This is a genomic window from Enterococcus sp. DIV0691 (genome assembly GCF_051711145.1).
GTDB lineage: Bacteria > Bacillota > Bacilli > Lactobacillales > Enterococcaceae > Enterococcus_B > Enterococcus_B hirae.
In genome coordinates, this window is the sequence record NZ_JBIOLY010000001.1 from 2,257,883 (window position 1) to 2,270,681 (window position 12,799).

Here is a 12,799-nt window from a genome sequence, read left to right on the forward strand (position 1 = left end):
TCATTCTTTTAGTAAACAATTACGCGTAAAATTCATTTACTAGCAAGCATCCAGTAGTAGAAGCATTTTTGAATGCTATTTCGCCTCCCTTGATCTTTTTTCTACTACAAAATTATCGTAACGCTCAGATCCTATTATTTTTATTTTGTATAGTAGTCCAACAAATAAAAAAAGAGGTGAGACAAAAATGTTTAGCTTTAATAAATAAGAAGGGATTTCTGAAAATTAACAAGAATCATAAACACTCGTTTTTTGCTGTTGATCGTTACCTACTTGGTGCTTCTTATTTCTTGATGCTACTTTTATCTCACTGTCTATTCGATTTTTAGAGATACTAAAAGAGACTGAGGAAAGTTTTTCCTCAGTCTCTCTATTCTAAAATTCTTTCTTATTTGCTCGGAGCTGTTCGCTTCTTTCACGACCTCTTGGTTTAAACGGTGTTCAAAGAGCTGACCTTCGGCGATAAGTCAAAAAATCTCAAAACATGGAGAGCTGTTTCGAGATTTTCATCCTTAACGCTCAGGTCAAAACGCTCTTTTCACAACCTCTTGGTTTAATCGGTATCAAGCATCAGCAACATCTTCAGCAAATTGGCTATTGTACAGTTTTTCATAAAATCCGCCTTGAGCTAACAGCCCTTCATGCGTTCCTTTTTCGATAATTTGTCCTTGATCCATCACTAAGATCAAATCCGCATCACGAATTGTTGAAAGGCGATGAGCAATAACAAAACTTGTTCGTCCTTCCATTACACGATCCATTGCTTTTTGGATCAATGCTTCTAAACGAGTATCGACAGAACTAGTAGCTTCATCAAGTATCAAGATTTTAGGATCAGAAACAACGGCTCTGGCAATAGTCAATAATTGCTTTTGCCCTAACGAAACATTGTCACCTTCAGCGTTGATTTCCATTTCGTACCCATCAGGCATTGTCCGAATAAAATGATCAACGTTAGCTGTTTTTGCTGCATCAACGACTTCATAATCCGTCGCATCTAATTTACCAAAACGAATATTATCAGCGATTGTCCCTTCATAGAGCCAAGCATCTTGAAGAACCATCCCAAATAATGAGCGGACATCACTACGACTCATCGTTTTAGTATCAATACCATCGATTTTTATTGCCCCATGACTCACATCATAAAAACGCATCAATAAATTAATCAGAGTGGTTTTCCCTGCACCGGTTGGTCCGACTACCGCAACTGTTTGACCAGCTTTTACTTCAAAGTTCAAATCTTGAATCAACGGTTTTTTAGGGTCATAAGCAAAATCAACATGTTCAAATGAAACATTTCCTGCTACTGTTTCTGGTAAAGTGACATCCACTTTATTTTCTTTTTCTTCTGGTTCATCTAAAATCTCAAAGACACGTCTGGTAGCCGCAGAAGCGCTTTGTAATACAGAAGATAACTGTGTGATATTCCCCATTGGCTGGCTGATTTGCCAAATATATTGGATAAATGCTTGTAATTGCCCCACAACGATGACACCCGTAATGACGTAAAAACTTCCCAATACAGCCATACCGATATAAGTAGCATATGCGGTCAACTGAACTAAGGGCATCATCAATCCAGATATAAAGGCTGCTCTAAATCCATAATGTTTCAATCGATGATTGACTTGTTTGAATCCTTCAAACGTTTTTTGCTCACGTCCATAAACTTTTAACACACTAAAACCAGTCATATTTTCTTGGACATAACCATTTAAATCCCCTAACGAATTTTGCATTTCTTGGAAATATTTTTGCGAAGCATTGATCACACGTTTTGAAATCCAGATAGATGCAGGAATCATGATCATCGAGATCAACGCCATCAATGGCTGGATATAAAACATCATCGCTGCTGCCAGTGTGATCCCTAAAATAGCATTCACCACACCGATAAACGCTTGCTGTAACGCTCCACTGACTGCGTCTACGTCATTCGTCACCCGAGATAAGATATTTCCTTGTTGATTTTTATCAAAATAAGAAACAGGCAATCGATTGATTTTTTCTTCAATATCTCTTCGCAAATCTTGCATTGCACTTTGCACGACATTCGTCATCAAAACACCTGAAAGTAATTGCGAAACACAATAACCAACGCCCACGATCGTGATCCAAATCAAACAATTGAAAATATAAGAAAAATTAATCGCTTCGTTGTTTGCAATATTGTGACTGATCTCAGTAGTTGGCAATCCGACAACGTAGGGTAAAGCAACGTTGAAAATCACCGTCAAAACAGTAAACAACAGCACAAAGAAAAATGTTAACTGATAAGGTTTGATGTATCGAGCTAATCGTTTTAAGGAAGATAATGTTTGTTTCATGCTAATTCCTCCTTCGATAATTGCGAAGCTGCGATATCATAATAGATTGGACAGTTTTCTAATAATTCACGGTGTGTCCCGATACCTACGACTTCTCCCTCATTCAAGACGATGATTTTATCAGCATGCATGATCGTACCCACTCGCTGCGCCACGATTAACACCGTTGATTCGGTCGTTTCTTTTTTCAAGCGAGCCCGAAGTTTTGCATCCGTTTGATAATCAAGTGCCGAGAAGCTGTCATCAAAAATATAGATTTCCGGACGTCGAATAATAGCTCTGGCAATCGCTAAACGCTGCTTTTGTCCTCCAGAGAAATTAGCTCCACCTTCGGAAAGAAGTTCATCATACCCATCCGTTTTCTTCGAAATGAAGTCCGTTGCTTGTGCGATTTCAGCTGCTCGCTCCATCTCCTCTTGCGTAGCATCTTCTTTTCCATATCTTAAATTATCTGCGATCGTCCCAGTAAATAACAATGCTTTTTGAGGAATAAAGCCAATTTTATCTCTTAATTTACTCAAGCGATAGTCCCTGACATCTACGCCATCAATAAGGATTTCCCCATCACTTACATCGTAAAATCGAGGAATCAATTGAATCAACGTTGACTTCCCGCTACCTGTACTACCGATGAATGCGACTGTCTCTCCTGGCGAAGCAGTAAAACTCACATTACGGATCACGGGTTCTTGTGAATGTCCAGGGTAAGCAAATGTCACATTCTTAAACTCAATATATCCTTTGGTTTTTGTTTCAGATACACCATTTGGATCTTCTTTGATCGACGGTGAGGCATCTAATGCTTCTTGGATACGCCCTGCTGAAACAGCTGCCCGTGGATACATCATAAAGACACTTGCAAACAGCATGAAGGAGAATAATGCATGGAAAATATATTCAATAAACGCAATCAGATCCCCCACTTGAAGAGAACCAGCATCGATTTGAACCGCTCCGCTCCAAATAATCAAGACCATTACAATGTTAAACAGGAAGTAGAATCCAGGCTGTGCAACAGCCATTAAACGAAACAAGCTTTTCGAGCTTTTTGTATAGTTATCATTAACTTTCGCAAATCGTTTTTCTTCAAATTTTTCATTAACGAATGCCCGGATAACACGTAATCCTGAAAGATTTTCACGTAAAATACTATTGATCTTATCCAAATTTTTCTGTTGTTTTTTTGATAACGGTTCAGAAAATTTCGCAATCGCAACCACTGAAAGTAGTAAAAACGGTAGCGCTCCGATCACATAATAACTCAATGAAACACTGGTCCGCATAACCATATAAAGACTGACAACAAACATCATCGGTGTCATAAATCCGATCCGTAAGATATTTTGTAAGAACAGCATAATTTGATAAGCGTCGTTCGTCGTACGCGTGATCAACGAAGCAACCCCTAATGTTTCATATTCTTGGTGAGAATAACTCTGGATTTTCTTGAATAGATCGTCACGAATATCCGCAACGATGTTCGTCGTGATCCGTGAACCAAAATAGCCTAATAGAATATTCATAATGATCCCAACCACAGTAATCACGACCATCAAGATCCCTTGTTGTTTTACATAACCAAAATCGTTGTTACGAATCCCGACATCAATCATACGAGCTAAAATCGTTGGTAAGCCTAACTCAATTAAAATAAAACCAAATACGCAGATGAAATTTAATAACAAATATTTCTTATAGCGCATGGTATAGTGCCACATCAACTTCAAACTCTCATCTCCTTTTAATTAGAATAAATTTAGCTATTAATAAAAATAATAGCACACTCCTATAGTATATAGAACACCTCTCTCATCAAAAATTTTTTTTATTACATTTAAATGATAAAAAACATTTTTCCTTTCCACCTTGTTGATTTCTATACTTATCCACTTTTTTATGCTAAAATAGCAATTAACTATTGTATGAATTCATACAGAAGGTACGGTTGAAAAAATTTCCGAACAGAGAAGCAAAACGAGGCTTGTCTCTTTGATTAGAATCGCTCATTTTAATCAAAGCATATCAAAAAACAGGTGGCTTGACCCCTCGTTTTGTGTTGTCTAAAAAAATCAACTAGCTAAATTACTGCGACATGCAGATAAAGGAGACATAAACATGATTTACAAAGTATATTATCAAGAATCAAAAATCCGTAATCCTAAACGGGAAGAAACAAAATCACTTTACATTGAAGCAAATAGTGATGTTGACGCACGTCAACAAGTGGAAGAAAATACCCCATACAACATTGAATTCGTTCAACTTCTAGAAGGCAGTCATCTAGAATACGAAAAAGAAAATGCTGAATTCACATTAGTGGAGTTTTAAAATGAAACTTTCCATCAAAAATAATGAGACAGGCGTCTTTGCTATTGGTGGATTAGGTGAAATCGGGAAAAACACGTATGGGGTACAATTCCAAGATGAGATTATCATCATTGATGCTGGAATCAAGTTTCCAGAAGATGATCTGCTTGGGATTGACTACGTAATTCCTGACTACAACTATATCGTTCAAAATATACACAAAGTGAAAGCACTGGTGATCACGCATGGACACGAAGACCATATCGGCGGCATTCCTTATTTGTTGAAACAAGCGAATATCCCTATTTATGCTGGGCCATTAGCGCTTGCACTGATTACCAATAAGTTGGATGAACATGGCTTGCTTAGAGATGCACAATTGCATGAAATCAATGAAGATACCGTGATTCGTTTCAGAAAAACATCGGTCAGCTTTTTTAGAACAACCCATAGTATCCCTGATGCGTTGGGTGTCGTTGTAAAAACACCTTCTGGTAATATCGTTGCAACAGGTGACTTTAAATTTGATTTCACCCCAGTCGGTGAACCTGCTAACCTGCACAAAATGGCACGGATCGGTGAAGAAGGCGTACTCTGCTTGCTATCAGACAGTACAAATGCTGAGATCCCAACATTTACAAAATCAGAAAAAACGATTGGTCTTTCGATCCTAAAGATTTTTGAGAAAATCGAAGGTCGGATCATTTTTGCCAGCTTCGCTTCAAACATTTTCCGTCTACAACAAGCAGCAGATGCAGCGGTTGCTACCGGCAGAAAAATTGCTGTTTTTGGACGCAGTATGGAAAATGCGATCGTTAACGGCCAACGTTTAGGCTATATCAAAGTCCCAGAAGGAACCTTCGTTGATGCACATGAAATCAATCGATTACCTGCGAATGAAACGATGATCTTATGTACTGGTTCTCAAGGTGAACCGATGGCTGCTTTAAGTCGTATTGCTAATGGTACCCATCGCCAAATCCAGATTCAACCAGATGATACCGTCATTTTCTCAAGCTCACCAATTCCTGGGAATACTACCAGCGTCAACCATTTGATCAATTTATTATCTGAAGCTGGTGCAGAAGTCATTCATGGGAAAATCAACAATATCCATACTTCTGGACACGGTGGTCAAGAAGAACAAAAGCTGATGCTTCGTTTGATGAAGCCTAAATACTTTGTCCCAGTCCACGGAGAATTCAGAATGTTGAAGATCCATGCTTCCCTTGCTCAAGATACTGGTGTACCTGCTGAAAATTGCTTTATTATGGAAAATGGAGATGTGTTGGCTTTGACTAGCGAAACCGCTCGTCCAGCCGGACATTTTATTGCCGGTGACGTCTATATCGACGGTAGCGGGATCGGTGACATTGGAAATGTTGTTTTGAGAGACCGTCATTTGTTATCTGAAGAAGGACTAGTTCTGGCAGTTGCTACTGTCGACATCAAAAAGAAAGAAATTTTAGCGGGACCTGATATTTTATCACGTGGCTTTGTTTATATGCGTGAATCAGGTGAGATGATCAATGAGGCGCAACGCATCCTTTTCCATGCATTGCGTGAAGTGTTAAATGCTCCTGATTGCTCTGAACATAAACTGAAAGAAGCCATGACAGGCGCTTTACAACCTTTCTTATTTGAACGAACAGAAAGACATCCAATGATCCTTCCAATGGTGATGACACCTGATGAAGAAAAATAAATGAAAAACTTATAATGGCTACATGCGCCGACTACCTACATAGATGGGTAAAGTTCGGCGCAGTTGTCCATTATAAGTTTTTTTGTAACAAAAAAGAGCGTAATCACTTACGCTCTTAACATGTTTAAATAGGTGAACAACACTTATTTAGTTTACTCGCTCTACTTAAGCTTTTTCAACATTAGCAGCTTGTGGGCCACGATCTGATTCTTCAACATCAAAAGTCACTGCTTGACCTTCTTCTAAAGTTTTGAATCCGTCACCTTGGATAGCTGAAAAGTGAACAAAAACATCGCTTCCGTCTTCACGTGAAATAAAACCAAATCCTTTTTCAGCGTTGAACCATTTAACTGTTCCGTTTTCCATTAATAATACCCTCCTCGTGCCTAAGCACTTAATTGATTGTAACATTGCTCGCGTACGATAGAGGTGCAACAGATGTTTCAACTTCTATTCCCAAACAAAATTACAATATAATTGTACACTTGGTTCTTTTTTTTTGCAAGAAAGCTACTTCCACTTATTCAATTTATTCCTCTTCCATCAATCCCTCCTCTCTCAGACTAAAATACTGTTTGCATCCAATAATCAAATGATCTAAGACATCGATTCCCATCATCTCCCCACATTTTTGAACTCTTTTAGTAAAAAGCAAGTCTTGTTTAGATGGAAGAACATTCCCCGAGGGATGATTATGAACTAAAATAATTCTCGCTGCAGAATATCGAACAGCATAATGGAACACTTCTCTTGGATGTGCGATCGTTTGATTCAGGGAACCAATAAATAGCGTTTTTTTCAACAATACTTGATTCTTAGTATCCAAATAAATACAAATCAAATGTTCTTGTTTGTGATCCTTTAATTCTATGATTAATTGATGCGCTAATTCATAGCTGGCATGGATCGTGGGTTGTACCGCTACATGCTGTGTTTGGATTCTTTTTCCTAGTTCGATCAGTGCTTTGATTTCAAGAGCCTTAACCTGACCAATTCCTCGTATTTTTTCCAGCTCAGACAGCGTTGCCTGTCTTAACAGTGCAAGTCCACCAAATGTTTTCAACAAATTACCTGCTAGTTCCAAGACATTATAGGGATGCTGTCCCGTGCGTAATAAAATAGCAAGTAATTCTTGATCAGAGAGTGCTTTCTCTCCGTAAAGCAACATCCGCTCCCTTGGAAGTGAGGTTGCTGACACAGCATCCAGCAAATTTTTTTCCATAAAATCCCCCCTTTCTTCTTCTCACTAATAAGATACGAAAAAAGGGGGGAGCTATTTTTATTTTTTTAGATATCCTGGTACTTCGTGTAGAGAAGATAAAACTGCTAACGTTTTTTGTTGCAAGTCTTCTGAAGGAGCCAACAAATCTGGAATCATAATCACTGGGATCTCCGCACTTGCTGCTGCAAGTATCCCGTTTTTAGAATCTTCCAGAACCAATGTTTCTTGTTTTTTCGTTCCTAGATATTCATGGGCAAGCAAAAAGATTTCTGGATCAGGTTTAGCACGTTTGACATTTTCTGCTGAAACAATCGTTTCAAAATAGTTTGTCAGTTGGTTCTTTTCCAATAATAGCTCAATAATATGACGTTGGTTACTAGAAGCAACAACTTTAGGTATTCGGTGTTCTTCTAAAAAGTCCAGTAATTCGATTACTCCTGGTTTTAATTGCACTGCACCTAAGGAAAACCGTCTAATCGTTTCTTCATAAGCATCATTAATGAATTTTTGGACATTATTTTTCCCAAAACTTGCAAAGATCTGATGATAATTTGCCCAAACCTCTTCATCTGATACACCTAGATATTTCAAATACAATTCTTTGTCGTAAGGAAAGCCCATTTGATCAGCAACCATTTGCGAGGCTTCATAGTAGACGATTTCTGTGTCAAAGAGTAACCCATCCATGTCAAAAATGACAGCTTTATAATTCATTTTTTCCTCCTAACTGTAACAATAGTGTTCGTACTTCAGAAATAAAGTAAAGAGAACCTGTAACCACTAAGACATCTTCATTGGTCATTTTTTCTAATATTTCAGCTAAACCAAATTGCCATAATGAAACAATTGAAACTGTTTCGTCTACAAGATCAGTCACGGTGCTTAAATCCAATGCTTTCGGGTGTTCAAACGTCGTTAAATACAAATGCGCATTAGGAACTGCTTTTAATTGGGTTAGCATTGCTTCTACATCTTTTGTACTTAGTGCAGAAAATAAAATATTGATCCGATAATCTTTGAACTCTTTCTTCAAATTTTGAACCAAACGGCTGACTGCATGTGTATTATGAGCGCCATCTAAAATAACAAAAGGTTCTTCACTTAATTTTTCCATTCGTCCAGGCCAGTGCGCTTTTTTCAGCCCTTTGCGAATTTCTTTTTCACTAAATGGTATTCCTGTCATCTTGCAGTAAACTTGGTATAGTTCAATTGCCATACCAGCATTTTCTGTCTGATGTTGTCCAATCATGCCAATCGTAAGCGAGGTCATTTTTCCATGCTCATTATGAAATGAAAATACTTCTCCCCATTGCTCAGCTGGATGTTGATAAGTAACTTGATAGTTTTCGCCAAAAATATGAAGGGGGGCATTTCTTAGTCTAGCCTGTTTTTTGATTACTTCTAAAGCTCTTTCTTCGATATTTCCCGTAACGACAGGCACCCCTTGCTTGATTATTCCTGCTTTTTGGGCAGCGATTTCTTCAATTGTTTCTCCTAAAATATCCGTATGATCCAAGCCAATCGTGGTGATTCCTGTAAGTAATGGTACGGCAACATTTGTTGAGTCTAGTAAACCGCCTAACCCAACTTCAATAATAGCAACGTCGACTTTTTGACACAAAAAATAATCAAATGCCATTGCTGTCAGCGTTTCAAACTCAGTGATTCCGGCAACTGCTTCAAATCGATCCAAATGTTCAACAAGTGGTCGGTATTTTTGTACAAGCTTGATTAAGTCTTGATCTGGAATTTCTTGTCCATTGATCGAGATTCGTTCATTAAAAGATTCAATATACGGCGAAGTAAATGTCCCCACTGTCAGTCCTGCTTCTTCTAGTAGACATCTCAGATACGTAACCGTTGAACCTTTTCCGTTGGTTCCTGCGATATGGATCGTTTTTACCTGTTTTTCAGGATGCCCGACTATCTCTAATAATGCCTCCACTCGATCTAGTCCCGGACGAGAGCCAAATGGCAAGCGGCTATGGATCCATGCGATTGCTTCTTCTATTTTCATCAACGTTTCCCCCATTCCATATTTATTATAGCAAAAAGCAAGCGGAATCACAGAAAAAGACGTAGTATATGTAAAAGAAGAAATACTGAATAGCCCATTCTGATTCTACTTATTTGTGCTGACGTCTTGCTTTTTACTTAAAAAAAGAGCGGAAATGTTTTTCAACCACTTTCCGCTCTCTTTTGCATTTGTACGATTGTTCGAATGTCAGATTACTGGATGGTTCTTAAGCTGCGGATTCTTTCTGTAACTGCTGCTTGTTTGTCCAAATAATCTTTTTCTTTTGCCCGCTCTGCTTCAACCACTTCTGCTGGCGCATTGGCAACAAAGCGTTCATTGCCTAATTTTCCTTGTACTCGTTTCACTTCATCTGTCCATTTCGCTAGTTCTTTTTCTAACCGTTTGATTTCTTCTTCGATATTGATCAAACCTGCTAATGGTAAGAAAATTTCTGCCCCTGTCAATACAGCTGACATTGCTAGATCAGGCGCAACGATTTCACTTGAGATCGTTAGCTCTTCTGGATTACAGAAACGCTCGATATAGCTGGTATTTTCTGTTAAGAATTGACCGATTTTCGGATCATTGATCTTAATCATTAATGTAATTGGTTTTGATAATGGTGTATTCACTTCAGAACGAATATTACGTACGGAACGAATTAGTTCTTTGAGTACTTCCATCCCTTTTGAAGCTGTTTCATCATTAAATTCCGGATGAACCACTGGATAATCAGCAACTACTAAAGAAGTACCTTGATGTGGGATGTGTTGCCAAATTTCTTCAGTAACAAATGGCATAATTGGATGCAATAGACGCAAAATTTGATCTAACGTATGCACCAAAATACTTTGTGTTGTTTGTTTTGAGACAGCATCATCACCATACAAGACTTCTTTACTCATCTCGATATACCAGTCACAAAAATCATCCCAAATAAAGTTATACAACTGACGCCCAGCTTCCCCAAATTCAAAATGATCAAAGAGTTCAGTAACCTTAGCGATCGTTTCATTTAGACGTGTCAAGATCCAGCGGTCTGCCACAGTTTTCTCGCCAGTTAGCGTAATATCTTCAACTGTCATGCCTTCACTGTTCATAATAACAAAACGTGAAGCATTCCAAATTTTATTAATGAAATTCCAAGCTGCATCCATTTTTTCATAGCTGAAACGGACATCTTGACCAGGTGCTGAACCGTTTGATAAGAACCAACGTAAGGCATCAGCGCCATATTTTTCAATCACTTCCATTGGATCAATGCCGTTTCCAAGAGATTTACTCATCTTACGTCCTTGTTCGTCCCGAATCAACCCATGAATCAAAACATTTTCAAACGGACGACGATCTGTAAATTCTAAGCTTTGGAAAATCATTCGACTAACCCAGAAGAAGATAATGTCGTAGCCAGTTACTAATGTGCTTGTTGGGAAATAGCGTTGATAATCAGCACTATTTTCATCTGGCCATCCCATCGTTGAAAAAGGCCATAATGCTGAACTAAACCAAGTATCTAATACATCTGGATCTTGTACCCACTCTTCACTATTTTCTGGAGCTTCCATCCCTACATACATTTCACCCGTTTCTTTATGGTACCAAGCCGGGATTTGGTGTCCCCACCACAATTGACGAGAGATAACCCAATCGTGAACATTTTCCATCCAACGTAAAAATGTTTGATTAAAACGTGGTGGGAAAAATTCAACTGCATCATCAGTCTCTTGATTTTTCATTGCTTTCTCAGCTAATGGAGCCATTTTAACAAACCATTGTGTGGACAAGCGTGGTTCAATGACTACTCCCGTACGTTCTGAATGCCCAACATTATGGATCATTTTTTCAATTTTGATCAATCGTCCGATTTCCTTCAAATCAGAGACAATCGCTTTACGTGCTTCGAAACGATCCATACCTGCATATTTTCCAGCTAAGTCATTCATCGTTCCATTTTCGTTCATCACATTTACACGCGGCAGATCATGACGGTTACCTACCTCAAAGTCATTTGGATCATGCGCAGGTGTAATTTTCACTACGCCTGTTCCAAATTCCATATCAACATACGTATCTGCAATAATCGGAATTTCTTTATTTACTAATGGTAAAATTACTTTTTTGCCGATCAACGCTTGATAACGCTCGTCTTCTGGGTGTACAGCAATCGCTGTGTCACCTAGCATAGTTTCTGGACGAGTCGTTGCAATTTCCACTACACCCGAACCATCAGCCAGTTCATAGCTCATGTGGTAGAAAGCACCTTCAATCTCTTTGTGGATCACTTCGATATCCGATAAAGCAGTGCGTGCTTGTGGGTCCCAGTTAATGATGTATTCACCACGGTAAATCAAGCCTTTTTCATAAAGTGTCACGAATACTTTACGAACAGCTTCTGACAAGCCATCGTCTAGTGTAAAACGTTCACGACTATAATCGAGAGATAAGCCCATTTTTGCCCATTGTTCACGGATATGGCTTGCATACTCTTCTTTCCATTCCCATACTTGATCCACAAATTTTTCACGTCCTAAGTCATAACGCGAAATTCCTTGTTGACGAAGCTTTTCTTCTACTTTTGCCTGTGTAGCGATCCCTGCATGGTCCATCCCAGGTAACCACAAGGTATCAAAGCCTTGCATCCGTTTTTGACGAATCAGCATGTCTTGTAAAGTCGTATCCCAGGCATGTCCTAAGTGAAGTTTTCCTGTAACATTTGGTGGGGGGATTACGATTGAATAGGGTTTTGCTTTCTGATCGCCACTTGGTTTGAACAAATCTTGTTCCAACCATTTTTCATAACGGCCAGCTTCAACTTCTTGCGGATTGTATTTTGTTGATAGATTTTTTTCTTCCGTCATACTGATGTCCTCCTTAAAAATAAAAAAAGTCCTAAAATACTTTCGTATTTTAGGACGTATTGATTTACGCGGTACCACCTAATTTGTAGCAGTTTCCTACTACCTCTCATGTGAGTTAACGATCACGACTCGTTTATCTCTAGGTTTTATCGGTTTGCTGTACACGATAAAGGGTTCAAGATAAAAACTCCCAAGCTACCTTCACTAGTCTCTCCTAAGAACGTCTCACCATCTCGTTCTCTCTCTAAAAGGCTGTAACTAGTTACTCCTCTTGATCAACGTCATGCCTCATTTTACAATGGTTCAATTTTAAAGTCAATAAAAGACGGTAAGAATCGTATTTCCCTAAATAGTACCTCT

Annotated in this window: 9 protein-coding genes and 1 other annotated feature; of the genes, 2 read left to right on the forward strand and 7 right to left on the reverse strand. The window is 38.6% G+C overall.

The features are described 5' to 3' along the window. Nucleotides 1-563: 563 nt before the first annotated feature. Both efrB and efrA read right to left on the reverse strand, forming a co-directional pair. A complete protein-coding gene (gene efrB, locus IGJ11_RS10405; RefSeq protein ID WP_010718720.1) occupies nucleotides 564-2,330 on the reverse strand; it encodes a multidrug efflux ABC transporter subunit EfrB in 1,767 nt (588 codons plus the stop codon). Beyond that, a complete protein-coding gene (gene efrA / locus IGJ11_RS10410; protein WP_010738063.1) occupies nucleotides 2,327-4,057 on the reverse strand; it encodes a multidrug efflux ABC transporter subunit EfrA in 1,731 nt (576 codons plus the stop codon). Before efrA ends, efrB begins: the two co-directional genes overlap by 4 nt. A 388-nt stretch (nucleotides 4,058-4,445) precedes the next feature. Here efrA and IGJ11_RS10415 point away from each other — a divergent pair, with 388 nt between their 5' ends. Both IGJ11_RS10415 and rnjA read left to right on the forward strand, forming a co-directional pair. Then, nucleotides 4,446-4,658, forward strand: a complete 213-nt coding sequence (locus IGJ11_RS10415; RefSeq protein WP_010718722.1) for a DNA-directed RNA polymerase subunit epsilon — start codon at nucleotides 4,446-4,448, stop codon at nucleotides 4,656-4,658. A gap of 1 nt (nucleotide 4,659) precedes the next feature. Then, a complete protein-coding gene (gene rnjA, locus IGJ11_RS10420) occupies nucleotides 4,660-6,342 on the forward strand; it encodes a ribonuclease J1 (protein WP_010718723.1) in 1,683 nt (560 codons plus the stop codon). Nucleotides 6,343-6,507: 165 nt separating this feature from the next. On the opposite strand, the gene IGJ11_RS10425 is transcribed toward rnjA, so the two are convergent. The 5 genes from IGJ11_RS10425 to IGJ11_RS10445 all read right to left on the reverse strand — a co-directional run bounded on the left by IGJ11_RS10425 (nucleotide 6,508) and on the right by IGJ11_RS10445 (nucleotide 12,439). Then, nucleotides 6,508-6,708 carry a cold-shock protein gene (locus tag IGJ11_RS10425; protein ID WP_010718724.1) on the reverse strand — a complete coding sequence of 67 codons (201 nt, stop codon included), beginning with the start codon at nucleotides 6,706-6,708 and terminating at the stop codon, nucleotides 6,508-6,510. Between the two features lie 163 nt (nucleotides 6,709-6,871). Further along, nucleotides 6,872-7,564 (reverse strand): RadC family protein, encoded by a 693-nt coding sequence (gene radC / locus IGJ11_RS10430; protein WP_251850084.1) that lies wholly within the window; start codon nucleotides 7,562-7,564, stop codon nucleotides 6,872-6,874. 57 nt (nucleotides 7,565-7,621) lie between these two features. Next, nucleotides 7,622-8,278, reverse strand: coding sequence for an HAD family hydrolase (locus tag IGJ11_RS10435; protein ID WP_010718726.1), 657 nt, complete (start codon nucleotides 8,276-8,278; stop codon nucleotides 7,622-7,624). Further along, nucleotides 8,268-9,581, reverse strand: a complete 1,314-nt coding sequence (locus IGJ11_RS10440) for a bifunctional folylpolyglutamate synthase/dihydrofolate synthase (RefSeq protein ID WP_010738066.1) — start codon at nucleotides 9,579-9,581, stop codon at nucleotides 8,268-8,270. The genes IGJ11_RS10435 and IGJ11_RS10440 overlap by 11 nt, the downstream gene beginning before the upstream one ends. 212 nt (nucleotides 9,582-9,793) lie before the next feature. Next, nucleotides 9,794-12,439 (reverse strand): valine--tRNA ligase, encoded by a 2,646-nt coding sequence (locus IGJ11_RS10445; protein WP_010718728.1) that lies wholly within the window; start codon nucleotides 12,437-12,439, stop codon nucleotides 9,794-9,796. Between the two features lie 47 nt (nucleotides 12,440-12,486). Then, nucleotides 12,487-12,727: a binding site (T-box leader), on the reverse strand. Between the last annotated feature and the right edge of the window lie 72 nt (nucleotides 12,728-12,799).

Bases quoted from the DNA above. Each gene is read 5' to 3' on its own strand.
- efrB (WP_010718720.1), bottom strand. From the start codon at position 2,330: ATGAAACAAACATTATCTTCCTTAAAACGATTAGCTCGATACATCAAA.
- IGJ11_RS10425 (WP_010718724.1), bottom strand. From the start codon at position 6,708: ATGGAAAACGGAACAGTTAAATGGTTCAACGCTGAAAAAGGATTTGGT.
- IGJ11_RS10445 (WP_010718728.1), bottom strand. From the start codon at position 12,439: ATGACGGAAGAAAAAAATCTATCAACAAAATACAATCCGCAAGAAGTT.
- radC (WP_251850084.1), bottom strand. From the start codon at position 7,564: ATGGAAAAAAATTTGCTGGATGCTGTGTCAGCAACCTCACTTCCAAGG.
- IGJ11_RS10435 (WP_010718726.1), bottom strand. From the start codon at position 8,278: ATGAATTATAAAGCTGTCATTTTTGACATGGATGGGTTACTCTTTGAC.
- IGJ11_RS10440 (WP_010738066.1), bottom strand. From the start codon at position 9,581: ATGAAAATAGAAGAAGCAATCGCATGGATCCATAGCCGCTTGCCATTT.
- rnjA (WP_010718723.1), top strand. From the start codon at position 4,660: ATGAAACTTTCCATCAAAAATAATGAGACAGGCGTCTTTGCTATTGGT.
- IGJ11_RS10415 (WP_010718722.1), top strand. From the start codon at position 4,446: ATGATTTACAAAGTATATTATCAAGAATCAAAAATCCGTAATCCTAAA.